General features: G+C 68.1%; 24 protein-coding genes and 1 tRNA gene. 10 read left to right on the top strand and 15 right to left on the bottom strand.

Annotated elements, in window-relative coordinates; translation table 11 throughout:
• Positions 1–22 precede the first annotated feature (22 nt).
• The 7 genes from MNR00_RS07290 to MNR00_RS07260 are packed head-to-tail and all read left to right on the top strand — an operon-like array spanning position 23 to position 5,617.
• A complete protein-coding gene (locus tag MNR00_RS07290) occupies positions 23–820 on the top strand; it encodes a hypothetical protein (protein WP_241928489.1) in 798 nt (265 codons plus the stop codon).
• Entirely contained in the window at positions 813–1,586 is a 774-nt protein-coding gene (locus tag MNR00_RS07285) for a hypothetical protein (RefSeq protein ID WP_241928488.1), read from the top strand. The genes MNR00_RS07290 and MNR00_RS07285 overlap by 8 nt, the downstream gene beginning before the upstream one ends.
• Before the next feature lie 10 nt (positions 1,587–1,596).
• Complete coding sequence (locus tag MNR00_RS07280; protein ID WP_241928487.1) at positions 1,597–3,219, top strand: AAA family ATPase; 1,623 nt, start codon at positions 1,597–1,599, stop codon at positions 3,217–3,219.
• Between the two features lie 28 nt (positions 3,220–3,247).
• Positions 3,248–3,457, top strand: coding sequence for a DUF2997 domain-containing protein (locus MNR00_RS07275; protein WP_241928486.1), 210 nt, complete (start codon positions 3,248–3,250; stop codon positions 3,455–3,457).
• Entirely contained in the window at positions 3,454–4,179 is a 726-nt protein-coding gene (locus MNR00_RS07270; RefSeq protein ID WP_241928485.1) for a 4Fe-4S single cluster domain-containing protein, read from the top strand. Before MNR00_RS07275 ends, MNR00_RS07270 begins: the two co-directional genes overlap by 4 nt.
• Entirely contained in the window at positions 4,176–4,721 is a 546-nt protein-coding gene (locus tag MNR00_RS07265; RefSeq protein WP_241928484.1) for a hypothetical protein, read from the top strand. Before MNR00_RS07270 ends, MNR00_RS07265 begins: the two co-directional genes overlap by 4 nt.
• Positions 4,718–5,617, top strand: a complete 900-nt coding sequence (locus tag MNR00_RS07260; RefSeq protein WP_241928483.1) for a helix-hairpin-helix domain-containing protein — start codon at positions 4,718–4,720, stop codon at positions 5,615–5,617. Before MNR00_RS07265 ends, MNR00_RS07260 begins: the two co-directional genes overlap by 4 nt.
• A 17-nt stretch (positions 5,618–5,634) precedes the next feature.
• On the opposite strand, the gene MNR00_RS07255 is transcribed toward MNR00_RS07260, so the two are convergent.
• Complete coding sequence (locus MNR00_RS07255) at positions 5,635–6,792, bottom strand: glycoside hydrolase family 3 N-terminal domain-containing protein (RefSeq protein WP_241928482.1); 1,158 nt, start codon at positions 6,790–6,792, stop codon at positions 5,635–5,637.
• Between the two features lie 34 nt (positions 6,793–6,826).
• Positions 6,827–7,972: an NAD(P)-binding domain-containing protein gene (locus tag MNR00_RS07250; protein ID WP_241928481.1), complete on the bottom strand. Its 1,146-nt coding sequence runs from the start codon at positions 7,970–7,972 to the stop codon at positions 6,827–6,829.
• 131 nt (positions 7,973–8,103) lie between these two features.
• Here MNR00_RS07250 and MNR00_RS07245 point away from each other — a divergent pair, with 131 nt between their 5' ends.
• Positions 8,104–9,255, top strand: a complete 1,152-nt coding sequence (locus MNR00_RS07245; RefSeq protein ID WP_241928480.1) for a calcium:proton antiporter — start codon at positions 8,104–8,106, stop codon at positions 9,253–9,255.
• A 19-nt stretch (positions 9,256–9,274) separates the two neighbouring features.
• Here MNR00_RS07245 and MNR00_RS07240 read toward each other — a convergent pair whose 3' ends face one another.
• From MNR00_RS07240 to MNR00_RS07210, 7 genes are all read right to left on the bottom strand, one after another.
• Entirely contained in the window at positions 9,275–9,757 is a 483-nt protein-coding gene (locus tag MNR00_RS07240) for a TetR/AcrR family transcriptional regulator (RefSeq protein ID WP_241928479.1), read from the bottom strand.
• 61 nt (positions 9,758–9,818) lie between these two features.
• A complete protein-coding gene (locus MNR00_RS07235; RefSeq protein WP_241928478.1) occupies positions 9,819–10,736 on the bottom strand; it encodes a MaoC family dehydratase N-terminal domain-containing protein in 918 nt (305 codons plus the stop codon).
• Complete coding sequence (locus tag MNR00_RS07230) at positions 10,733–12,346, bottom strand: class I adenylate-forming enzyme family protein (RefSeq protein ID WP_241928477.1); 1,614 nt, start codon at positions 12,344–12,346, stop codon at positions 10,733–10,735. Before MNR00_RS07230 ends, MNR00_RS07235 begins: the two co-directional genes overlap by 4 nt.
• A 95-nt stretch (positions 12,347–12,441) precedes the next feature.
• Complete coding sequence (locus MNR00_RS07225) at positions 12,442–13,122, bottom strand: ABC transporter ATP-binding protein (protein WP_241928476.1); 681 nt, start codon at positions 13,120–13,122, stop codon at positions 12,442–12,444.
• Positions 13,119–14,108, bottom strand: coding sequence for an ABC transporter ATP-binding protein (locus MNR00_RS07220; RefSeq protein ID WP_241928475.1), 990 nt, complete (start codon positions 14,106–14,108; stop codon positions 13,119–13,121). Before MNR00_RS07220 ends, MNR00_RS07225 begins: the two co-directional genes overlap by 4 nt.
• 29 nt (positions 14,109–14,137) lie before the next feature.
• Positions 14,138–16,822: an ABC transporter permease gene (locus MNR00_RS07215; RefSeq protein WP_241928474.1), complete on the bottom strand. Its 2,685-nt coding sequence runs from the start codon at positions 16,820–16,822 to the stop codon at positions 14,138–14,140.
• Positions 16,819–19,170 carry a hypothetical protein gene (locus MNR00_RS07210; RefSeq protein WP_241928473.1) on the bottom strand — a complete coding sequence of 784 codons (2,352 nt, stop codon included), beginning with the start codon at positions 19,168–19,170 and terminating at the stop codon, positions 16,819–16,821. The genes MNR00_RS07215 and MNR00_RS07210 overlap by 4 nt, the downstream gene beginning before the upstream one ends.
• Positions 19,171–19,378: 208 nt before the next feature.
• Between MNR00_RS07210 and MNR00_RS07205 the strand changes: the two genes are divergently transcribed.
• Together MNR00_RS07205 and MNR00_RS07200 are read left to right on the top strand one after the other, a co-directional pair.
• Positions 19,379–19,924, top strand: a complete 546-nt coding sequence (locus tag MNR00_RS07205; protein ID WP_241928472.1) for a PadR family transcriptional regulator — start codon at positions 19,379–19,381, stop codon at positions 19,922–19,924.
• Positions 19,921–20,664: an alpha/beta hydrolase gene (locus tag MNR00_RS07200; RefSeq protein WP_241928471.1), complete on the top strand. Its 744-nt coding sequence runs from the start codon at positions 19,921–19,923 to the stop codon at positions 20,662–20,664. The genes MNR00_RS07205 and MNR00_RS07200 overlap by 4 nt, the downstream gene beginning before the upstream one ends.
• A 129-nt stretch (positions 20,665–20,793) precedes the next feature.
• Here the strand turns inward: MNR00_RS07200 and MNR00_RS07195 are convergent.
• The 6 genes from MNR00_RS07195 to MNR00_RS07170 all read right to left on the bottom strand — a co-directional run bounded on the left by MNR00_RS07195 (position 20,794) and on the right by MNR00_RS07170 (position 24,732).
• A tRNA-Ala gene (locus MNR00_RS07195) sits at positions 20,794–20,869 on the bottom strand.
• Between the two features lie 109 nt (positions 20,870–20,978).
• Positions 20,979–21,356 (bottom strand): ribosome silencing factor, encoded by a 378-nt coding sequence (rsfS, locus tag MNR00_RS07190; protein ID WP_241928470.1) that lies wholly within the window; start codon positions 21,354–21,356, stop codon positions 20,979–20,981.
• Complete coding sequence (locus MNR00_RS07185; protein WP_241928469.1) at positions 21,356–22,579, bottom strand: hypothetical protein; 1,224 nt, start codon at positions 22,577–22,579, stop codon at positions 21,356–21,358. Before MNR00_RS07185 ends, rsfS begins: the two co-directional genes overlap by 1 nt.
• On the bottom strand, positions 22,576–23,178 hold the full coding sequence (gene nadD, locus MNR00_RS07180) for a nicotinate-nucleotide adenylyltransferase (protein WP_241928468.1): 603 nt from the start codon (positions 23,176–23,178) through the stop codon (positions 22,576–22,578). Before nadD ends, MNR00_RS07185 begins: the two co-directional genes overlap by 4 nt.
• A 5-nt stretch (positions 23,179–23,183) precedes the next feature.
• Positions 23,184–23,396 carry a hypothetical protein gene (locus MNR00_RS07175; RefSeq protein ID WP_241928467.1) on the bottom strand — a complete coding sequence of 71 codons (213 nt, stop codon included), beginning with the start codon at positions 23,394–23,396 and terminating at the stop codon, positions 23,184–23,186.
• 49 nt (positions 23,397–23,445) lie between these two features.
• On the bottom strand, positions 23,446–24,732 hold the full coding sequence (locus tag MNR00_RS07170) for a glutamate-5-semialdehyde dehydrogenase (RefSeq protein ID WP_241928466.1): 1,287 nt from the start codon (positions 24,730–24,732) through the stop codon (positions 23,446–23,448).
• Positions 24,733–24,777: the final 45 nt, after the last annotated feature.

Below are 24,777 nucleotides of genomic sequence, written 5' to 3'. Positions count from 1 at the left end.
TGGTACGCGGAGGGATGCCCGAGTGAGCCGGACCGGAGACGCGAGCGCGCACGCCCGCATGCGCCTGCGCAGTTTCAATGGCGTCGTGACCGTGTTCGGCCTGATCCTCATCCTGATCATCGGCATCGTCACCTTCGCCAATGGTGGCAGCGCCACCCCGGATTCCGGCCGGACCACCACCTCGGACGATTACTACTACCCGTGGGAGAATCCCGCTCCGATCGCGGCCACCGCTGACGGCGAGACCTGGAGTGGCCGCGGGCAGCAGTACATCCCGCTGACCGGACTGACTCCCGGCGCGCCGCTCGCCTTGGCGTTCCTCGACGATTCCGAGTTCTCCGACTACTTCCTCACCCCTGGGGCCGCTGGCGAGAGCGAAGAGGCGGTGTCGTTCTACAGCTACAGCGATGTGGGCGACTATCTGATCCCCTCTGCGGCGGAGATGACCCTGTGGCCGCGTACGCGCACCGACGATCCTTGGACCGTGCGCATCAAGCCCGCAGGCATCGAGACGGTCTCCGGCACGGTGTCGGGGACCTCGTCGCGCACCTTCCTCTACGCCGGTCCCGCGACGGCGGCCCGAGTGACCGTCAGCGGCCACACCACCATCGACATCGTCACCGAGCAGGGCGTCGAAGACAACTACCCCTGGTTCGAAGACGGATCGCAGAGCATCGCCTGGCCCAACACCAACAGCGCGGTCTTCACCGTCGACTCCTCGGGCGACTCCAGCTGGACGATCGAGTTCTACGAGCCGGCGCCGCAGTCGAGCGCCACACCGACATCGACTCCGACTCCGACTGGAGCCGCCGATGAGTGATCCGGCAGTGGGCCGCATCCGCACGTTCTCGCGCTACACCTGGATCTTCGGCGCAGTCGGCGTCATGATCGCCGCCTTCTTCGTCGTGCCCAACATCACACTGATGGGCGACGGCGTGCTGATCGGGGACGGCGGTGGCGGCTACGGCGAGCGCGTCAACCCGTACTACGAGGACAACCCGCTGGAGCTGACGCTGGAAGACGGCGTCATCGCCGGCGACCGACAGGGCGGCTGGATGACCTTCGACAAGGACTCCGATCCGCTCCTGCTGCGCCGCCCGGAATCCCACGACGCCACGGACCACTACGGCAACGACTACATCAGCGTCTACCAGACGCCAGGGGCTGCGGGCGAGTACCCGGAGCGTGACGGTCTCGCATCCCTGTCGGCCCTGTGGGACAGCGAGGACGTCGTCTACGCGACCCCGGCGCTGACCGACAGTCGGCTGTGGTTCGCCGCCATTGACAACGAATGGCAGGTGCTGGCCGAGCCGGTGCGCTCCACCCCCGTGATCGACGGTGCCGCCGAGGGCTCAGGTGATGAGATGCTCTCCTACCGAGGAGATGCCCTCAGCGCCCGGTTCACGCACACAGGCTCGGGGTACCTGCGGGTCACCGCGTTCTCCCCCGAGTTCGAGTACCGGGGCGATCCGCACGTGAACGACGTCGATGACTTCACCACCCGCACATCCTGGCCGGTGCCAGGCACCGTGCTGTTCCGGATCGAATCGAGCGGCGGCGAATGGTCCGTCACCGTGGACGAATGAGAGAGATGGCATGACTTTCGCTGAGACGCTCGATGAGGCCTTCAAGGCCCGTCTGCCGCTGCTGTACCTCGAGACCGGCGAGGAGGTGCGCGCCATCGAGGCGATCTCACTGGCCGCCTCCGCGCAGCGGCATCCTCGTCCGGTCTGGACCTGGACCAGCGCCCTGGGTCTGATTGACCCCGAGGGCAAGAGCATCACCAACACGGCCAACCCGGCCAGGGCGCTGTCGCACATCGCCGGTCTGCAGGATGCCGGGGTGTTCATCTTCTGCGACCTGCACGCGTATTTCGGCTCGGAGCACCGTCAGGGCGAGCCACTGGTCGTCCGCACCGCCCGAGAGACCGCACTGGACTTCCGGCATGGCGACGCATCGCGAGTGCTCGTGCTGATCTCGCCAGTGCGCACGATCCCCGCAGAGCTGAACGAGCTCACGCACCTGCTGGAGTTCCCGCTGCCGTCGACGGAGGAGATCCGCGAGCTGCTGGACACCATGATCGAACGCAACTCCTCCGGCCCCGGTCGCATTCGCGTCGACGCCGACGACGCGGCCCGCGAGCAGCTGGTGCATGCCGCACTCGGACTGTCGATGGCCGAGGCGGAGAACGCGTTCGCCCGCGCGATGGTCAATGACGGCACGCTGGGCGCGGGTGACGTGCCGGTGGTGCTCGATGAGAAGGCGCAGATCGTCCGCAAGTCGGGGCTGCTCGAATTCATGAGCTCCGACATCGACCTCGACGACGTCGGCGGCCTGAACAACATGAAGCGCTGGCTCTCGCGCCGCAACGGCTCGTGGATGGCCGGGGCCAAGCAGTACGGGCTGCCCGATCCGAAGGGTGTGCTGATCACCGGCGTTCCCGGCTGTGGGAAGTCGCTGACCGCCAAGGCGACCGCGGCATCGTGGGGTCTGCCGCTGCTGCGGCTCGACATCGGACGGGTGTTCTCGGGTCTGGTCGGCTCCAGCGAGCAGAACCTGCGCACCGCGATCGCCACTGCCGAGGCCGTCGCCCCGTGCATCCTCTGGGTGGATGAGATCGAGAAGGGCTTCTCGAACACCACCGGAGGCGGCGACTCCGGCACCTCGGCGCGGGTGTTCGGCACATTCCTGACGTGGATGCAGGAGAAGAAGCGTCCGGTCTTCGTCGTCGCCACGGCGAACAACATCGACGCCCTCCCACCGGAGTTCCTGCGCAAGGGACGATTCGATGAGATCTTCTTCGTCGACCTGCCGACGGCCGCTGAGCGCGAGGTGATCTGGCGACTGCAGCTGAGCGCACAGGCATCCGATGCCAACGGCCTCGCGGCGCTCGCCGCAGACGAGGCTGTGATCGACGACCTCGTCCGGCGCACCGAGAACCATTCGGGTGCAGAGATCGAGCAGGCCGTCGTCTCGGCCCTTTTCGAGGGGTACAGTGCGGGGCGTCCGGTGGATCGCGCGATGCTCGAGCAGGTGGTCGACTCGACGATCCCGCTGGCCGTCACGCAGGCCGAGGAGGTCAGCGGCATCCGTGAGTGGGCTGCCGAGCGCGCGGTGCGCGCCACCGGAACCGAAGACCTCGACGCCACCGAGTCCGGCACGCGAGAGTCGGCCGGTGTGCTGTCGGCGCGCCGTGGCGGCCGTACGGTGGACTACTGACACGTTCCGGATCGCACAGGAGCAGAGCATGCAGAAGCAGCTGATCGTGAATCTTCGCCCGGACGGCTCGGTGGCCGCCGAGACACTGGGGATGACCGGAGACGAGTGCCTCGCGTACATCTCCGCACTCGAGGACCTGCTCGACGCCACCACGACCTCGTCGTCGTACACGGCTGACTACGCCGGCGTCGCCGCGACCGCAGCCAATGATCTGCGTGACGAGGATCGCACCGGATGATCGTGCACGCGCAGTCCCCCGGTGTCGAGGTGCCCACGCTGCTGGGCACCGTCGAACCGGCGCCAGCGGCGGGTCCGCTGCGCTGGTCGCGGTTCCTGCCTGCCACCGAGGCGGAGGGCCCTGGTCGTCGCGCCGCGCTGTGGGTGCAGGGCTGCCGAGTGCACTGCCCCGAATGCTTCAACCCCCAGCTCTGGGCGACACGCGGTGGCGTGCTCTCCGATCCGGTCACGGTGGCAGCCGAGTGGGTCGACACCGCCCGCGCGGCAGGTGCGACCGGAATAACGCTGCTCGGTGGAGAGCCGTTCGAGCAGGCTGCCGCCCTCGCACCGATCGCTCACGCATTCCGTGACGCGGGGATGACGGTGATGGCGTTCAGCGGGCACACGCTGCCGGACCTCGAGCGGTGGTCAGCCGACCGTGCCGACATCGCCGCTCTGCTCGACGCCACCGATCTGCTGTGCGACGGCCCGTACCTGCGCGAGCATCCCGACACTCGACGCCCGTGGATCGGCTCCACGAACCAGGGCATCAGAGCCCTCACCCCGGCGCATGCCGACGAAGTGCGGCGCATCGCGTCCGATGGGCGTCGGGACACCTTAGAGGTGCGCATCGGCCCTGACGGACTCGTGAGTGTCAACGGCTGGGCATCCGATGCCGCGCTCTCCGCGCTTTTCGACGACCTCGGCGTGCGCGCCGACCGACCCCAGGAGCGTGTCGCATGAGCGTCTCTCTACTCCTCATCCCCGCTGCCCTCGCTGTCGCCGGCATCGTCGGCGGCATCGGCGCAGCAGGTGTGCAGTCGCAGTCCGGTGCTGAGAACACCCGTGCCGCGAAGCCGGGCAAGGGCGCCCCTGCTCGGCCGGCAACGGCAGATGAGCATGCCACGCCGGTGCAGGTGCAGACCCGCATGAAGAACGCCGACCTGCTGGCATCCGCCCTGCACGACCTCGGGGCGACCTCGGTCGGCACCGTCGACGGCGAACTCACCGCCGTGGTGGACGATCTGTCGCTGCGGATGACGCGCGATGCGGACGGCATCTGGACCGCGCACGTCGCCGGCGCCGACGGACGCGACGCTGATGTCGGCGACGCGACCGCGCTCATGACGCGGATCGACACCGCCTACGCCCGCCGCGTGCAGCAGGAGGTCGCCGCCCGCATCCGCACCCGCGCTGATGACGCCGGATTCGAGCTGGTCTCGGAGTCGCGTCAGGAGGACGACAGCGTGACCATGGTGCTCAGCGTGCGCGACGGTCGCTCGTGAGCACCGCGCGCACCGCCGAGGGGCCCACGATCGGCTGGATGCTCGGCATGAGCACCTGGATGATCTCGGCGTTCATCCCCGGTTCGTATCTCTCGTGGCTGGGTTTTCTGATCATCGGGATCGTCGGGCGGATGCTGCGGTGGACGATCACCGGTGTCGTGCTCGGTGTGCTGGCGATCCTGGTGCACCTGCCGATCTGGGGCCAGTGGCAGCCGTTGCTGGCAGCACTCGTGTACATCGCCGGGATGGTGCTGGCGCTGATGGCCAACCCCGGCTGGCTGCGCGCGATGTGGGAACGCCGAGCAGGCGGCAGCACGTCCGCCGTGTCGTCATCCGCGGCGTCGTCGGGTGAGACGCGAGCCGCACGGCGCGCGAAGGCCAGGCAGAACGCCAGGACTGCGGCCGACGAGGCGCGCACCGAGGCGACAGCGCGCGAAACCGCTCGCCAGCAGGACGAGCGCCGCCAGGCTTCCGGTCGTCGCGGTGGATCCCGCAGCGCCCGCTCATCGAATCGTTCGACGACAGACACCGCGCAAGCACAGACGGCTCGCGCCGCGCAGACGGGTCCGACCGAGGCCGATCAGCTGGCGGCGCGCGCCGGCGCCTCCAGCGCCGAGTTCTTCGATGCCCCCGCACAGGCGACGGACGAGGCCGCAGAGCCAGTGGATGTGAACACAGCGGATGCTGACGCTCTGGCCGGGCTGCCAGGGATCACTGCCCGGCAGGCGCGCAAGCTGGTGAAGCAGCGCACCGCGCAGGGCGGGTTCGCCTCGCTGGACGCCTTCGCGACCGCCGCGGGCGTGCAGCCGCATGAGCTGGTCCGGCTGCGGGATGCCGCGGTGTGCTCGCGGCCGCCCCGCGGCCCTCGTCAGTTCGGTCGTCGCGTCGACTACTGACGGCACATCGTCGACTGCTATCCGTTCGCCGCGTCGGCGAGCTGCATGCGCAGCGTCATCACGTGCTCGGCGGCATCCCTCAGCCTGGCGGCGGGGAGTCGCCCGTCACCGACGGCGGTGACGATCCCGGCGACGATGGCCGGTGCCGTCGCCGATGTGGCGCCGGCGATCATGAGCACCATGTCGTTGCCGGTGACCAGCGCGTCGACCGCGTTCTTCACCGGGTCGGCATATGCCGGGTTCTCCGATGCGCTGAGCATGCCGAGGTCGTCGGTGATCATCAGACCGTCGAAGCCCAGGTCGTCACGGGCGATCTCGTGCCAGCGTGCGGACAGCGAGGCGGGCGCCGCATCGACGGCGGTGTATGCGAGGTGTCCGAACATGAGCACCTCTGCGCCGGCGTCGATGCCGGCGATGAACGGCACGGCATCTGCTGAGCGCCACTGGGTCAGTGAGACGTCGGTGGTCGGAATGAGGTGATGCGAGTCACCCGCCGCGGCGCCGTGATCGGGGAAGTGCTTGAGCGTCGACAAGACGATGCCCTTCTCACCCTGCACGGCCGCACGCACGCGCATCGCGGCTGAGTCCGGGTCGGTGCCCAGCGCACGCGAGGCGATGAACGACGACGGTCCCATGGGCACGTCGGCGATGACGCCGAAGTTCACGTTCGCGCCGACCGCGGCGACCAGATCAGCGCGTGCGCGGAACGCTGACTGCACTGCGGCGGCATCCGAACTCTGCAGGCCGCGTCCGGCCGGCAGATCATCCCAGGGCAGCCGCGATACGACCCCGCCCTCCTGATCGATGGCGATCAGCGGAGGCAGATTCGGGTCGATCGTCAGCGCGCCGGTGACGGCGCGCACGTTCTCTGGCCCTCCTATGATGTTGTCGCCCATCAGGATGAAGCCGCCGAGCCCCGACGCCATGTACTGCGCCAGCACGACAGGATCGGTGCCAGGCACATGCCCCATCACCACGCTGGCTGCCTGCTCGGCGGTGCTCATCCGATCGACGGCCGTCTCGACCGGATCCGGTGTGGGTGTCGGCGTCGGCGTGGAGGTGCTCGCGGTCGCGGCAGGTGACGACTGGGGCGAGGTCGCCGGCGGTGCGCATGCGACCAGTGCGACGGCTGCGAGAAGTGCGGTCGCCGCTGCCCGGAGGGTTCGGCGACTCATGGCACCAGGCTACTCCGCGAAGATGCGCACGCTCTCAGCGAGCAATGCCGACCAGTGCGATGTCGGCTGCCCGCATCGTGGCGTCGCGCCCTGCAGCATCCGACATCGCTCGCGCCGTCCTGGCGCGCGCTGTGAGGTACCGCTGTACGCCCGTCGCCGCCGTGCGACCGGCGCGGTTCGCGCCGATGGTGCTGGCGGAAGGTCCGTACCCGACGAGCTGGATGCGCGGGTCGGCGACGGCTGTCGTCCCGCGTCCGCCGCGATCGAGCTGGATGCCGCCCTGCGGGCTGCGCAGGTGCAGCGGAGACAGGTGCGTGATCGCCGGGCGGAAGCCGGTCGCCCAGAGGATCACATCGACAGGCTCGAAGCTGCCGTCCGCCCAGCGCACACCATCGGGTTCGATGCTCTGGAACATCTCTCGACGCGAGGCATAGGCGCCGAGGCGCTCGGCCTCGCGCTCCTGGGGACGCAGCATCAGGCCAGTGACGCTCACGACGCTCTCCGGCGGCAGTCCCTGCGCTACGCGCTGCTCGACGAGGGCGACGGAGGCGGCCCCAGCCTCTGGGGTGAAGTCATCGGTGCGCCAGACCGGCGGGCGGCGCGTGACCCAGATCGTGTCGGTGATAGTGGCGAGTGCGCCGAGGAACTGCACCGCCGAGGCGCCTCCGCCGACGATGAGCACCCGCTTGCCGCGGAAGTGCTCCGGACCCGGGTAGTCGACGGTGTGCAGCTGCTCACCGAGGAACAGCTCCATGCCGGGGTAATGCGGCAGGAACGGCTTGGTCCAGGTGCCGGTCGCGTTCACCAGTGTGCGGGTGCGCCATTCGCCGGCATCCGAGCGGACGACGAGGATGCTGTCGTCGTCACCGCTGTTCGAAACCGTGCGCACGGCGACCGGACGGACCACCGGCAGATCGTGACGCCGCTCGTAGTCGGCGAAGTAGGCGGGCACGATCTGGTTGGCCCTCGCCGTCGACAGCGCGGGTGCCTGCTCGCCCGGGAGCTCCGCAACGCGGTGCACATCGTTCATGGTGAGGGCGTCCCAGCGGTGCTGCCACGCACCGCCGGGACGTTCATCGGCGTCGAGAACGACATGATCGATGCCCAGACGGCTGAGGTGATACGAGGCCGAGAGTCCGGCTTGGCCGGCGCCGATCACGATGCTGGAGTGGATGCTCACAGTGTGTGTGAACGTCGGCACTGCCCAGGATGTTCCTCGTGAGGCGTTGCTAGGCTGGTGTGAAAGTGGCCCGCGGGACGACCCGAGGGTGAGTCACGAGCAGGGACGACCCCGCAGAACCGGTTCCCCTTATGCCTGCATCCGCGCTTCGCGCATCCTCTCTCCTTCGCACCGTGCTGACGCCGACGGCGATCTTCCGTCTGGTGCTCGGCTGGGGCTCGTTCGCCGCTCTCATGGCGCTGGCACCGCTGCTCGAAGGCCCCCTGTCGACACCAGTGCTGTGGCTCGTGCTGCTGGCGATCGTCGCCGTCATCACGGTGAGCGCGTTCGGCGTGGTCACCGAGGCCGAGCACCTGGCGCGACGACTTGGCGACCCGTACGGCACGCTGGTGCTGACGCTGTCGATCGTGCTGATCGAGGTGATCCTCATCTCGGCGGTGCTGCTGGGGCCCGGCGAGCATCCCACGATCGCGCGCGATTCAGTGATGGCCGTGTCGATGATCATCCTGAATCTGGTCATCGGCGTGGCGCTGATCGTCGGCAGTCTGCGGCACAGGGCGCTGCGCGCCAACACCACCGGCGTATTCACGTATCTGGCGCTGCTGGTCGTGCTGCTGGCGACCGCATTCGCGTTCCCCGCGCTGATCGGCGTAGAAGGGTCGTACACGACCGGCCAGGCGATCGCGATCAGCGTGTTGACGGTGCTGCTGTACGTGTTCTTCCTGATCCGACAGATGGGGGCACAGCGGGAGGACTTCCAGGAGGTCGTCCCCGTCACGTCATCCGCAGCGGAACCGCGCGCTGATGTCCGTCAGGTGCTCGTGCAGCACCGCGCCGAGATCATCGCCCGCACCGCACTTCTGGTCGCCACGGTCACACCGATCGTGCTGCTCTCGCACGACATGGCCACGCTTCTCGACGACGCCCTCGGGCGCATGGGCGCCCCCGTGGCGCTGTCTGGAGTGCTCATCGCGATGATCGTCTTCCTGCCCGAGACGATCACGACGATCCGCGCCGCGTACACGGGTGAGCTGCAGCGCGTGAGCAACCTGTGTCACGGCGCGCTGGTCTCGACCGTCGGCCTGACGATCCCCGCCGTGCTGACGATCGGGATGCTGACCGGCCAGCCGATCATCCTCGGTGAGAGTCCCACGTCCTTGACGCTGCTGGCGCTGACGCTGCTGCTGACGTTCGCGACGTTCGCCGGCAAGCGCGTGAGCGCCCTGCACGGCGCCGCGCACCTGATGCTGTTCGTGATCTACGGCATCGCGGTGTTCGCATAGGGAGTTCCGAAGGCTCGACTCACGACGGTTCGCAGCGGGACATGACCTTCCAGACGAGGGGGAAGAATCGATCCACCTGAGAGGTCAAGCTCTTCTGCATTCCGTGGAAGTGCCAGGTGTGGATCTGCCGGTAGCAGTTCATGAAGTACTGATCGGTGATGTCGTCTGCGCGGATCGCAGGGTCGATGTCACCGTGCGCCATGCCGTGCGCGTACACGTGGCCGATGATGTCGTTCACGTCGCGGGCGGTCTCGGTGTAGGAGGTCGATCGCATCCAACTGCGCAGCGGAATCGTGATGAACGCCGTGACTGCCACGCCGGGATTGCGATCGTAGTAGTCCAGCGTCCCCCAGAACACGCGACGCATCATCTCTCGAGTGTCGTCCACGCCTTGAATCTGGTCGCGGACTTCAACCGCGATCTCCTTCATCTTCTCGCTGAGAACGTAGAAGACGAGGTCTTCCTTGGTGTCGAAGTAGCGGTAGATGGTGCTGGGACTCACACCGGATTCTTTGTAGATTTCTCGGACGTTGACCAGATGAAAATCCTGTGCGGAGAACAGGTCAAGAACGGCCGGAACCAATCGATCTGCCAGCGCCGGCGGCAGTGACTGCGATGTACCCATTTCTGATGATCTCCTTTTCATCCTGCGAGAACAGCGAGAACACCACCTCTGCCATGCCATCGTTCCACGCGCTCGCTTCTGCGCGCAGCTGGACGTCGGTTCCCGGCCGCAGGAAGGTGCCGAACGACCCTTCGACCTGAGATACGAATGCACGGTCTGCTGATGGCAGGAGCCAGTCAAGAACGTTGTCGACGCAGATCCCCAGTGTCGCCGAGCCCTGAACGATGATGCCGGGCAGGCCTGCGTCGTGAGCGGCCCGGGCCGAGGTGTGGATGGGAAAGTGGATGTCTGCGCCTGCATCGTACTGATGCGCGAGCAGCGGCCCGACCTGGATGCGCACATCCAGGTTCCGCTTCGCTGGACCTGCCAACGTCGGCGCTGCTGCGCGGGCGAACTGGTGCGCACCGGCAGGAGACTCGATGCCGCGGAGCATCCCCTCAGCGAGCTCCTGGCAGATCAGAGTGCCGTCCGCCGCCCTCATGTCCACTGTCGTGGCCAACAGCGTGCCAGCCTTGTGCTGCCGAAGTCCGGTCACCTCAGCGACGACGGTCACGGTCTCGCCCGCCACGAACTCGCGATGGTTGGTGATCACCGAGCGGTAGTGGACCTGCTGGTTCATCACCCGGTCACTGGCACCCAGCTCGCGCAGCTGCTCCCAGAGCTGAGCCACCGCGCGCCAGGAATAGTACGAGCTGAAAGTGGGGAATGCAGCCAGACCGTCGGCGGCACGGTCGTCATAGAACGCGTGTCGAGTCGATTGCACGGCCGCTGCGAAGTTCATCAACTGGCGTTCGCCGACCAGGTGCTGGAACGGCGTCGTGCGCACGCCCAGCCAGTCCAAGCTGATGTCATTCATTGTGCAGCCTCGAGTGTCGCGAGGGCTTGGGCCTGCAACGACTTCTTGTCGATCTTGCCGTTGGGGAGCATCGGGAGCATCGGAAGCACGAAGATGCGCTTCGGCACCTTGTAGTTCGCCAGGTGCGCGACGCAGTGCGCCCGCAGTTCGGCTTCCACCAACTGACGGTCGCCCTTCGGCATGACGTAGGCCCAGCCGATCTCTTGGAAGATGTCGTCGGGTACCGGAACGACCGCCGACATCAGCACGCCTTCATCGGTCTCGAGTACTTCCTCGACCTCGCGCGGGAAGATGTTCTCGCCCCCGCTCTTGTACATGTCGCTGCTGCGCCCGGTGAGGTACAGGTAGCCGCGCTCGTCGAGGTAGCCGACATCTGAGGTGTGGAACCAGCCATCTGCGTCGATTGCGTTACGGGTGGCCTCATCGTTCTGCCAGTACCGGTCGAAGAGGAAGTCACCGCGTACCAGCACCTCGCCGATCGGCGAGTCACCGCGTGCGCTGACGGGTGCATCGATGCGCATTTCCCACCCCGGGGCCATCTTGCCGGCAGATCGAGCCAGCCGGTCGACCGTCTCGTCTTGCGTGGTGTAGGTGACAAAGCCTGCGGTCTCGGTGCTGCCGTAGCCGGTGACGAGGCGGGCGCCGACCTTTGCCGCGATTTCGCCGAGGATGTCGATCATCAGGCGCGGCGCAGCGGCCCCCGCCCAGATGAAGCGCTCGACGCTGCTGAAGTCTGTCTGGCTGAACTCCGCGGTTCGGAACTGAAGCAGGAACATCGCCGGAATCTGGCCGACCATCGTGATGCGCTCGGTCTCGATCATCTTCAAGCAGGCGACCGGATCAAAGCTCTCCATGAAGACGAGGCAGGCTCCACCATGGATCGCCGCGAGTCCGAACTCGACGACCGCAGCCACATGATTGATCGGAAAATGCAGAAGCAGTCGGGAGTGCCCCTGGATGGGGAAGAGTTCGCACTCCATGGCAGCGTTGGTGACAAGGCTCTTGTGCGTGTGCACTACGCCCTTGGGCTTTCCCGTCGATCCCGAGGTGTACAGGATCACAGCATCGTCGTCTTCAGAGACGGGTGGCAGGGCATCCAGCGCCGATGGGTCGACGCTGTCGGAGGTCGCGGCGTCGTAGCTGATCGCGTCGTCGAATGCCTCACCGATGGTGAAGACGTGCTTCAGCGAAGCGCTCATGCCTCGGATGCTGCGGATCTTCTCGGCCTGGTCACTGCCTGCGAACATGCGCGCAGCGATCAGGACAGATGGCGTGCTGTCTTCGAGCAGGTACTGGATCTCGCTCTCGGTCATCTTCGGATTGATGCCCAGCCAGATCCCACCGACACGGTTCGTGGCCATCATCGCGATCAGGAACTCGGGCCGTGCGGCCGACATCATCGCGATCCGATCGCCCTTGCGCACGCCTTGGGCCCACAGGGAGGCAGCGAATCTGTCGACCGCCTGCTTCGTCTGCGCCCAGGTGAGGCGTTGCTCCGCCGACACCAGCGCCTCCGCATCCGGCTTCTGCTCTGCCCAGTGGTAGGTCGACTGCCACGTCATGGTGCGCTCACTCATTTTCCGGCCTCTCTGCCGTCCAGAAACGATCAATCGTAACGATGTTATCGCTACGCGCGCGCACGGATTCGCACGGGGCAAGAGTGGGTGAGAGAAGTCAGCGGGCCATGACGATGGTGCGGAGTGGCTCAGCCCTGACGCAGGCGCAGCACTCCGTCGTGCAGGTCGAACACGCGATCCGCGCGCTCGAGCATCGCGGGGTCGTGTGTCGCGACGACTGCCGCCGTGCCGCGCTCGTGCACGAGACGCGCGATCAGGTTCATGATCTGCGCCCCCGTCTCGCTGTCCAGCTGTCCTGTGGGCTCGTCCGCGAGCAGGATCCCCGGCGCCATCACGAGTGCGCGGGCGATGCCGACACGCTGCTGCTGCCCGCCCGAAAGCTCGCCTGGCCGCTGCCTGGCCGCATCCTCCAGCCCTACATCGGTGAGCGCCTCGACGACGCGACGGTCGCGCTCGTCGGGGTCGACGCGGCGGATGCGCAGCGGCACCTCGACATTCTCGGCCGCAGAGAGCACCGGGATAAGACCGGCATTCTGGAAGATCGAAGCGACGCGCGATCCGAGCAGCGCGGAGAGGTCGGTCGTCGGGTCGGCGAGGTCGGTGCCGTCGATGAGCACCCTCCCGCCGGTGGGACGATCCAATCCCCCGAGCATCGTCAGCAGCGTGGACTTGCCCGCCCCCGACCGTCCGGCCACCACGACCAGCTCACCGGCCTCCACTGTCAGCTCCGCCTCGCGCACCGCGACGACATCGCCGGTGGGGCTCGGGAAGACCCGCGACAGCGATTCAGCTCTCAGCACAGCGCTCACGGGGCCACCTCCGTCGAATCAGCGGGATCGTCAGGCGGGGTGCGCGGGGCATCAGCATCCGACGCGCCAGCGCGCTCCCGCTCCGGCTCGGCGCCGGCCCCAGGCTGTGCCCTGCGCGTCTGCCCTGGCGCGACCCGCACATGGTCGGGTTCGAGCGAGAGCTGCACGCGTTCGCGCAGTTCGAGAGCCGAGACGAAGTCGGCCGGCAGCTGCATGCGGCCCGCCCGATCGAGCACGGCGTATTCCTGGGCGGTGCGCACTGCTCGGCCCTCGTGGTCGGTACCGGCACGGCGCAGGGTCTCGGTGGACGTGCGGCCGTCGCGAATGCGCACGGTGCGCTCGACGTGCTCGGTGACGCCGGCGTCGTGCGTGACGATGAGCGTGGTCACGCCGCGTTCGCGGTTCACGGTCTCCATGGCGGCGAGCACTTCGGCACTGGTCAGCTCGTCGAGCTCTCCGGTCGGCTCATCCGCGAGCAGGACGCGCGGTCGGTTCGCGAGGGCGACCGCGATCGCGACACGCTGCCGCTGTCCGCCAGACATCGCGGCCGGACGCCGGTCGGCGACCTCGGCCACACCGAGCACTCCCAGCAGCTCGGCGGAGACCGTCGACCGCTCGGCGCGCGGGACGACGCCCGCGACTTCGTGCACCATCGCGATGTTCTCGCTGGCCGAGAGATACGGGAGCAGGTTGCGCGCGGACTGCTGCCAGATGAACCCGACGCTGTGGCGACGGTACTCCAGCCGTTCAGCGCCCTTCATCGTCACCAGATCGTGCCCAGCGACGCGGGCCGACCCGGCGGTGGGCTGATCGAGTCCTGCGAGGATCCCGAGCAGCGTGCTCTTGCCGGATCCTGAGGCCCCGACCAGAGCGACCATCTCTCCCGTCGCCATCCGCAGGTCCAGCCCCTGCAGCGCCTGCACTTCGACGCCCTGCGCGGTGAAGATCCGCACGAGCCCCTCGCACACGATCGTCCCGTCCGCCATAGCACCCATCCTCTCTGATCCCACTGCTGTCACAGCCCCAGCTCGTCGTCAGCACGGATCGCGTCCGCTGCCCCGAGTCGCGACGCCAGCACGGCCGCCGCGGCCACGGCCACGGAGACCACGACCCCGAAACCGACCACGATCGCGACGACCCAGACACCACCGAGCTGCACGGCCGGCTGTGCCGTCCCGCCGACGAAGCCGCGCAGATCCAATTGCGGGATCACCAGCCAGGCCAATCCGATCCCGGCCCCCACTCCGAAGGGCAGCGCGAGCAGCAGCGCCGGCGCCACCTCCCAGGTCACCAACCGGCCGGCGCGATGTCGGTAGCCGAGTGTGCGCAGCATCGCGAGCATCCGCGCACGCGATGGGGCGCTCAGCAGCAGCATCGCGATCACCGCCACGACCAGCAGCACCGCCACGATGCCGCTTGCCGCCAGCAGAGCCGACCGCACCGCGTCGAAGCCGGGATCCTCCGCGCGCACCGCGGCGACCCCAGCCGGAGTCTCGTACGTGGCATCGCCGCCCAGCGATTCGACGGCGGCCGCACCGACAGCATCCGGGTCCGATCCCGGGGTCACGGCAAGATACAGCTGCGGCGCACCGGAGCCGCGCTGGCCCAGTGCCGCGGCGTTCGCACTGTCGACGATCACCCACTGCTCAGCAGTGCCGAACGGCACCAGCGACGACGTCGTCGCGACGACGCGCACGGGGTGTCCCGAGATCTCGATCTGCGCGTCATCCGGATCATCGATGCCGAGCCTGTCGAGCAGTCGTTCAGACGCGACGACTGGGACGGCACCGTCTGAGGTGCTGGTCAGAGCTTCGGGGAGCGGAATCGCCGTGACGGAATCGCGCTGCACGGCCGTGAAGTCGTCACGGTCGATCGTGTAGACGCGCGTTCGCACAGTCTGCGTGCCGACGGATGCCGACACGGCAGCGTCACTGCGCAGCGCCGCCGACGCCGCCACGCCATCCAGCGCGGCGACCCGCTGCGCTGCCTCATCCGTGATGTGGGCCGCCACGACCCGCACATCCGCGCCGACGACCATCGCAGCAGAGCGGGCGATGCCTGCCGAGACGGTGGCCGCGAACGCGACCGAGAACACGGTGACGGCCACTCCGATCACGACGGCCAGCACCGGTGCGGTCCGCGCCACAGCACCCCGCCGCGCGCGCGCCGGGCCGAGCAGGGCCGAGAGCGAGGTGCGACGACGACCGCGGCGCTCGGCGAACAGCAGCAGCACCGGCAGCAGACGCAGGGTGAGGATGCTGCCGGCGGCTCCCAACAGCACCGGCAGGGCGAGCAGCAGCGGATCGACGCCTCCTGCACCCTCCCGCGCCACGACCAGAACGGCGAACAGCCCCGTCACCACGAGGATGAGGATCTGCAGCATCCCCGACATCGATCCTGCGCGAGATTTCTCGCCGAGGTCGTGGCGTCCGCGACGCTCTGCCTCTGTCAGCGCGCCCCATGGCAGTGCGAGGGCGGGCACAGCGGCCAGCGCTCCTGGCACGAGCAGCACCCACCAACCCGACCACCCGTGTGCGAGTGCGGCGATGCCGGCACCGATCGATGCGCCGAGCACTCCCAACACCGCGCCCTCGCCACCCAGCAGCGCGATCAGACGAGCCGTGGAGGCGCCGCGCGCCCGCAATACCCGGCTCGTTGCCACACGTCGTACCGCGATCAGACGGCTCACGAGCGCGAGCACGACCAGCGCGACGGCGACGGGTCCGACAGCGGCGACGGTGACCACGGCCGTCATCGCCTCACCTCGAACGACGCCTTCGTCGATGGTCGCAGGGAGGGACGAGCTGAACTGCAGTCCGCGATCGTTGAAGCCCGGTGCGTACATCGGGATGCGCACGGGATCGGCGGCGAACAGTCGCAGCTGGGCCGCCGTCTGCTCGGCCGTGCTCTCGTCGACGGCTGAGCTGTCGAACGGCATCCACGCCGTCGTCTTGAAGTCGGGCAGCTGATCGATCATCCCTGCCGCCTCGTCGACGTGCATGAAGGCGGCGACGACGAGGACGCGGTCTCCGCTCGGCAGCACCTCGACGAGAGGATCGACGGCGCCGGGGACGAACGTCCAGTCGCCGGCATCGTCTGCCGGCGGATCGACGAGTCCCGTGAGCGTGAGCGTCAGCGTGCCCGAGCTGCGCTCCGTGCCGACCGGCCAGCCCAGCTGCGCGGCGACACCCTCGGTGAGAACGATCTCGACGCCGTCGGCGGGATCGGTGAGCCGCGGCAGCCTGCCCGCGACCACCTCCGCGCGCTCGAGGAGTCCTGGGGTGGACACGAGCCCGACCTTGTTGTTCGGCACGGGCTCAGTGCGGTCGGGATCGTTGTCGATGGTCGCAGCAGGATCGATCATCATCATCAGGCGCGGTGTGCTCAGCTGACTGCGCAGCGGCTCTGGCTGCTCCTGCCGCTTCCGCTCCAGCGCATCCAGGGCCGTGCCCCACACCCCCTGCTCGCCGTCTGACGAGTTGCCGAACGCCGGCAGGCCTGGCGTCGTCGCGGATGGCCATTGCGCAAGCGGCGGCAGGGATTCGACTGCCCGCTGGATCGTGGCCGTGCGTCCGTCGGCGATCAGAGCGGGGGCTGCGACGCCGAGATACGACAGCGCCGCGATCACGATGATGAGGAACGCCGACAGTGTCGGCGAGGTTAGCGCTCCCCGGGTGAGCAGCGCGAGACGACCGCTCATGACCCGACCGCCAGGATGATGGGCAGCACAGCCAGCGCAACCGCGACGCCGAGAGCTGCTCCGGCAAGCACGGCGTAGATCGCGACCCCCACGGTCTCTCCTGCTCGCAGCGTGCGCTGACGAGATGGTCGCATACCGAGCGCGCGCAGCACCAGCGGCTCGTTGCGCCGAGCGCGTGCTGCGGCTGAGAGGGCGGCGAAGAATCCGATGACGCCCAGTGCAGCGGCCACGAGCGCCCCCGCGGACAGCAGCACGGGGGCCGTGGAGGTGACGGGCGCGGCGCTCACCTGCGCGGCGGTGAGGATGCTGACCGGATGCGTCGCGTCGGCGCGCAGCTGCGCGGCCGTCGCCTCTGGCGTGCTGGTGCGCAGCCACAGTTCGTTCGCCGCGAGGTCCACGCCGGCAGCATGCAGTGCCTCGGGGCTCGTTGCCACCCCGAAGCCGTCGCCGACACCGGGCAGCGTGCCCACGATTCCCGCCACTTCGAAGGCCACGGGCGCTGCCACCGAGCGGACGCTGGTGCTGAACACGGTGCCCTCCTCGGCGCCGAAGCGGTCGGCGAAACTCTGCGTGACGACAGCGCGGACTGCTCTGCCCGAGTCCTCAGGGGCCGCGTCGGGGAGCGGCAGCACATCAGCGGGCCCCGCGACCAGCACGACGGCGTCGGATGCCACTTTGAGCGGCGTGCGGAGCATCTCGTCGGCTTCGGACACGCCGTCCCACGTCGCAGCGACGGCGCCGGTCGTATCCAGCCCGTCGCCGGCGACCATCCTGACGTCTCCGCCGAGCAGTGCCGTTCGCGTGTGCTGCTCTGCGGAGTCTGCCGCCGCAGGCGCAGCGATGGCCAGCGCGACGGAGGAGGATGCGAGGGCGAGGGCGAGGATCGCGATCGCCACGCTGCCCATCCGTCGGCTGATCTGCCGGAGCGGCAGGATCGGTGCGATGCCACGAGCGCGGCGCAGAAGTCGGTCGAAGAGCGCGGCAAGGGGGCCGGCGACCACGGGCACCAGCGCGCAGGCGGCGACGAGCAGCAGCGCCGGTGCGGCGGCGGCGAGCGGTTCACTCGTGCCGTCCTCGCGCACGACGGTCCCGGTCGCGAACAGCTGCCAGGTCGACAGCGCAGCCAGTCCCACGGCGATTCCGGCTGGCACGAGCAGCGTCGGGAGCGTGCGCACCCCTGCGTCGCTGCGCAGATCCTCCGAACGCACGATGTCGGCCCGAACCGCGCGGCGCACGGTGAGCGTGACGGCGGCCGCGGCGGCGAACGCGATTGCCCCGGCGGCGGTCAGCAGTGCGGCTGTCGTGATCTCGACGACCAGCGCGAGGATCGCGAGCGCGAGCAGGCCGCCTGCCGCGGTGAAGATGACGGCCTCGACGGCGGCTCCGCCGGCAAGTCGCCGTCCTGACGCGCCGCGGGCCCGCAGCAGCGCGAGTTCCTCACCCCGAGCCATCGTCAACGTGGCGAGCACGATGCCGAGCACGAGGGCACCGAGGAGCCCGATGATGACCTGCGGCGCGACGAGCAGTCCCTGTGTGGCGGTGACCGCGGCCGACTGACGCTGCAGCGTGTCACCCAGCTCACCGAGAATGCGGATGTTGCGCTGCCGCTGCGGATCGACGGCGTCGCGCAGACCGCGAAGCGTCGTCAGGGCGTTCTGCAGCGCAGGGATGTCGGCGAGCTGCGTGACGACCGGTGCGATCTCCCAGGTGATGGTCGGGGTGCTTGGCAGGTTCTGCAATGCGCCTTCGGCGACGACGGCGGGCCCGATCGCGCCCTTGTTCTCGCCGGAGATGACGGACGGATCGCCGTGCCAGGCCGGGTCGATCGGATCGTCAGCGGCCCAGATGCCGACGAGCGTGAGGACGGTGCCGTCGCGTTCGAGCGTGACGGTGTCGCCGATATCGAGACTCAGTCGCTCCGCCGCGGCATCGGGCAGCGCGATCTGATTCGGCGAGTGCGGCCACTCGCCGTCGGTGAGTGCGGCGAGCGTCGGCACGCGGGCATCGTCGAGCAGTCGGATGCTGAGAGGCTGGTCGGCCTGCAGACGCAGCCCCGTCTCGACCTCCGCCTGGCGGGACACGGTGACGTCGGTGCCGCTGAAGGACGTGTCGATGGCATCACGGACCGCGGTGTCCTGGGCGGCGGCGTCCGGCGCCTCGACCGCCACGACGCGCGCAGTGCGGGCGGACGGTTCGGCGTCGGTGAGAATGCGCGAGGCCCCGGTTGTCAGCATCCGATCGGCGAAAGCGTCGATTCCGCCGATGCCGACCACGACGAGTGTGACGACGAGTGCGAGGAGCGAAAGCCTGCCGACATGGTCGGCGGCGCGCCTCGCTGCAAACGTCATTGGTCCTCGTCCGGTGCCCGCCGTTCGGCGCACGCACTGTTGAACATCTTTGCCCTGTATGAGCGCGGTCGCAACTCCCTCTTCGGTCTGACGACTGGCACGCGGCGCGGGGACCATACGCACTCGGAACGAAGAAATCCCGGGAGCACGCAGGGGATACGGAAGCACCCTAGTTGACTAGTCCCCTAGGGGGTGCTTCACTGATGTCATGACACTGTCCCGCATCATCCTCGGCTTCCTCGCCGTTCAGCCGATGACCGGTTACGACCTCATGCGCGCCTTCGGGACGTCAGCGGCATACTTCTGGCATGCCGACAAGGCGCAGATCTATCGGACGCTCGCGAGACTGGTCGAGAAGGGCCTTGCCCGCATCGAGGTCGTGGCAGGAACGAGTGCCCCTGACCGCATCGTCCACCACATCACCGACCAGGGACGAGAGGCGCTGCGGGTGTGGCTCGTCGCCTCGCCGGAGCGGCAGGCACCCCGCGACGCCTTCATCGCCCGGTTGTTTTTCGCCGGACAGCTGGATGACGACGAGCTGTCCGCGTTGATCGATTCTCGCGCGGCGGAGGTCATGGTCGCTCGGGCCGCGCTCAGTGCCATCCGTGCAGAGACCCCGCATCCGGACCCGGGTTCCGACCGCTCGGGGTGGTTGCGTTCCATGACTCTGAGCCAGGGCCTGCGCGAGCATGACGATCACCTCGAATGGCTCGATGCGCTCCGATCCGGCATCAGGGCGGAGAAGGGCTCGTGACGCGCCCGGTCCTGTTCCTTCACGGCGGCACCGTCGGGGGCTGGAGCTGGGACGCTCAGTTGCCGGCATTCGACGATCGGCTCACCCTCGCTCCCGACCTGCCCGGATATCTGTCGCAACGGGACGAGCCCTGGGGCGACTTCGATGCGGTGACCGACCACCTGGCGGCCTTCATCGAGGGGCAGTCCGGAGTGCCCGTCGACGTCGTCGGGCTGTCGCTCGGCGGGATCACCGCTCTGCACCTTGCCGCCCGCCATCCGCATCATGTGGCGAGTGTGTTCGTCACCGGAGCGTCGGTGCTTCCATACCGGCAGTCGATGCGCCTGATGAACTGGCTGCCGCTCGTCCTCTGGAACCGGCGCTTCTTCTGGGCGGGGATGGCGAAGCAGTTCGGGTTGGAGGGAGAGGACGCGAATCGGTTCGTGGCGAACTGCCCGCCGATCTCCCGTGCGAAGCTGGCTGAACAGTTGAGCGAGGTCTACCCCGGTGGAGTGACATCGTTGGAAGATATCGCCGCTCCGCTCATGGCGATCGCGGGCGAGCAGGAGATGCAGTATTTCCACGACTGCCTCGAGGCGATCCGTGCGGTTCGTCCGGACGCGACGATCGGGCTCGCTCCCGGCATGCACCATGCGTGGAACGGAGAGGATCCAGCGCTCTTCAACCGCATCCTCCGCACCTGGCTCGACGAGCGCACCGCGCATCCCGCCCTGCTCCCGCTCCCGCCGAAGGCGCCCTGACGAGGAATCATGCACCGACTTCCCCACCAATCCCAGGGGCACGACCGAGCCGAAGGCGGGCACCCAGCGCGGGGACCATACGCAACCGGAAACGAAGAAATCCCGCGATCTCTCGCGGGATTTCTGATCTGGTGGACCTGAGGGGACTCGAACCCCTGACCCCCTGCATGCCATGCAGGTGCGCTACCAGCTGCGCCACAGGCCCATCTGCTGCAGGGACCGAAGTCTCGGCAACCAGATCAGCATACTACGGACGACGGATCGCTCGCGAATCGCCGCCGCAGGCCGGGAGTGTCGCCTGCGGCGGGAACCCGCTACTCCCCCGTGACGGGCTGTGCGAGCTCGATCGGGACCGCCGGGCAGTCCTTCCAGAGTCGCTCGAGACCGTAGTAGACGCGCTCCTCGGAGTGGAACACGTGCACGATCAGGTCGCCGAAGTCGAGCAGCACCCAGCGCGCCTCGGCGCGACCTTCGCGGCGCACGCGCTTGTGGCCGGACTCGACGAGCTTGTCCTCGATCTCATCGGCGATCGCGGCGACGTTGCGCTCGCTGTTTCCGGTGACCAGCAGGAAGATGTCGACGAGCGGCAGCGGACCGGACACATCGAGCGCGACGAGATCCTCACCGCCCTTGGAAACCGCCGCGTCGGCGGCGATCTGTAGCATCTCGACAGCGGATTGTGGGGCTTGCATCAACCGAAGACTCCAGTGGTGGCGGCGATGATCAGAGCGGCGGCCAGCGCGAGCGCGAGTCCGCCGGCGACGATCGCCAGAGTGAGCATGAGCTTGTTGCTCTTATCAGGTGCCGGCGGGCGGATTACCTCGCCGGCGGGCTTTGAGGTCGCGACCGCAGAACTGGCTGCGATCGGCGTGGGAGAGGATGCCGGGGCGAGCTCACCGTCGATGAGCACGGCGTCAGCTTCCTTGCCGTCTGTGGTGCCGAGAGCGTGTCCCTGCGATCCGAGCCCTTCCGGCAGCGTGTACGTGCCGGTGATCAGCATCTCGCCTGTGGAGGCGATCGGACCCGAAAGCGATCCGACGCCGGGAGACGGCGTGAAGATCAGGGCGCTCTGCGCCCTGTGCGAACCGGTCGAGTCGCCATCGATGAGGTCGTCGAACGCGGCAGGGCGCTTGGCGTGCTCGGTGCTCTTCACTCCGAGCCCGAAGGCGGCGCCGACCATGGGCCGGTCGGTGTCAGCGGCGGGAGCTGCGACAGGGGCAGGTTCCGGCATGATGGGAGCCACAGGCACGGCGGGGGCCGCAGGGGCCGAGTGCGTGACCGGGATGAGAGTGGGGGTGGCGGGCGCCTCGCGGACGACCGGCTTGGCGGGAGTCGTCGGCGTCTGGGGCGCGGATCCGGTGGCCGGGGTCGCCGACACCGTGAGCCCAGAACCAGCGGCGCGCGATTCGAAGAGATCCTTCAGCGACAGTCGCTCGTCGCTCGGGGCGACCGCAGGCTGCGCATCAGGCAGGGCGACCGGGGGTGTCTCCAGGTGCGGCGCCGGCATCGGCGGTCGTGCCGGTGCGAATGCGGGAACACCCGAGACCATCGCGGGTGCCGCTTCCACGACCGGCTGGTGCACTGCGGGAGCGGATGGCTGCGGGGCGGGGGCTTCCTGCACAGGCACCGAGTCGGTGCGGACGCGCTCCTGTTCGCGCATCTCGCGACGAGTCAGCGGCACGGACGACTCCGGCTCAGGCGCGGACGGCTCAGGCGCAGACGCCACTGGTGCAGACGCCACTGGTGCAGACGGCTCCGGTGCGGGCGGCGTCGGAACGACGGCAGGCTGCGCCGGCGTCGCGGCCGCCCTGGCGGCCTCTTCGTCGGTGATGACCGGCGTCGAACCGGTCAGACGGATCTCGCGCAGCTGCTTGCGCGTGAGCCGTGCGTGTCCGTCCTGGTCCGATGTGCTCATGTCCTACTCCGATACAGGTGATGCTTCGCGATGTACTGGACCACTCCGTCCGGTACCAGGTACCACACGGGTTGGCCGTCGGCCACTCGCTCACGGCACGCGGTCGACGAGATCGACAGGGCCGGCACCTCCAGTTGACTCACGTTTTCCGTGGGCAAACCATCAGTGCTCAGCACATGTCCGGGTCGGGAGACCGCGACGAAGTGGGCGAGGTCCCACAGTTCATCATGGTCCCTCCAACTGAGAATCTGCGCTACGGCATCTGCACCGGTGATGAAGAACAGCTCTGCATCGGGCCGTTCGCGCTTCAGATCACGCAGCGTGTCGATCGTGTAGGTGGGACCTTTTCGATCGACATCGACGCGGCTCACTGTGAAGCTGGGGTTGGATGCTGTCGCGATCACCGTCATCAGATAGCGGTGCTCGCTGGGTGACACATCATGCTTCTGCCAAGGCTCACCGGTGGGCACGAACACGACTTCATCGAGGTCGAAGGAGTGCGCCACTTCGCTCGCCGCCACCAGGTGTCCGTGATGGATGGGGTCGAAAGTGCCACCCATCACGCCGATGCGCGGTGCCCGAGCAGTGGAGTCGTGCATGGGTCCTAGTGGCCGTGGCCGTCCTTGCCGTGCTTTTCGGCGTACGCCTCGGCCTTGGCCGAATGGCGGTTGGCCACGTGCCGGTACGACAGTGCCACGAGAGCCATCGCTCCGAAGACCAGTGCCGCGAGCACCCCGAAGATGAAGGTTTCGGCGGGCACGTTTCCGTGATGCTCCGCCTCGGCTGCAGCCATCGCGATCTGAGCGACGAGGTTCATCCTGACTCCATTTCTGACCTGACAAGCAAACGCCTGTCCATTCTAGTCCTCAGCCACGCGTCTGACCCGACCCGCGCGCCAGCCATTTCGTGCTGGTCAGCTCCGCGAGTCCCATGGGCCCACGGGCGTGCAGCTTCTGTGTCGAGATGCCCACCTCTGCGCCGAAGCCGAACTCGGCGCCGTCTGTGAAGCGGGTGGAGGCGTTGACCATCACGACTGCCGAGTCCACCTCGGCGAGGAAGCGCTCGGCGTTGCGCGCATCCGTGGTGATGATCGATTCGGTGTGACCAGTGCTGTACCTGCGGATGTGCGCCAGCGCGTCATCCAGCGTGTCGACGACCTTGATCGCCACTTCCAGCCCCAGATACTCCGTCGCCCAGTCCTCTTCAGTGGCAGGGATGACGTTGGAGACGAGGCCGGCGACCATGTCATCGCCATGGATGGCCACCCCCTCGCTCTGCAGTGCGCTCGCGACCACTGGGATCAACTGCGGAGCCGCCTGGCGAAGCACCAGCACCGTCTCGACGGCGTTGCACACGCTCGGACGCTGCACCTTGGCGTTCACGACGATGTCGCGGGACCAGTCCATCGGCGCAGACTCGTCGAGCACGATGTGCACGACGCCGGCGCCGGTCTCGATGACAGGCACAGTCGACTCGGTGACGACCGTCTCGATCAGGGCAGCGCTGCCGCGCGGCACCAGCACATCGACGTATCCACGACCGTGCATCATCGCCTTCGCGCCATCACGTCCGAAGTCGTCGACGGTCTGGATGGCCTCTGGATCGATCCCCACCGCCGCCAGCGCTGCGCGCATCGTCTGGACGAGCACGGTGTTCGACTCGCGAGCGGCGCTGCCCCCGCGCAGCACGACGGCGTTACCTGCCCGTAGGGCGAGGGATGCGATGTCGACGGTCACGTTCGGGCGGGCTTCGTAGATGGCGCCGATCACCCCGAACGGCACGCGCACCTGCTGCAGCGCCACGCCATTGGGCATCCGATGTCCGCCGATGACCTGCCCGATCGGGTCGGGCAGTGAGGCGATGTCACGCACGGCGGATGCCAGCCACGCCACCCGCTGCTCGTCAAGGCGCAGTCGATCGATGAGCGCATCGCCGATCCCGCTCTGACGCCCGTGGTCGATGTCGAGCGCGTTGGCCGCGATGATCCGCTCCGCACCGGCCTCGATCGCCTTGGCGATCGACTCGAGCGCCCGTGCTTTCTCGCTGCTGGTCAGACGCGCGATCGATCGCGATGCGTCCTTCGCCAGGGCTAGGCGGCTCTGGGCGGAATCCGCAGAGGGGTCCACGAGGTCGGCGGCGGTCGAAGTGCTCATTCGGTCAGTGTATCGACGCCGTGGGCGCGTCGAGGCCGTGTGACC

The sequence above is a fragment of the Microbacterium sp. H1-D42 genome (genome assembly GCF_022637555.1).
In the GTDB taxonomy this organism is placed as follows: domain Bacteria; phylum Actinomycetota; class Actinomycetes; order Actinomycetales; family Microbacteriaceae; genus Microbacterium.
The sequence above is the reverse complement of the archived record's forward strand: the minus strand, read 5'-3'. Positions and strand labels throughout refer to the sequence as shown.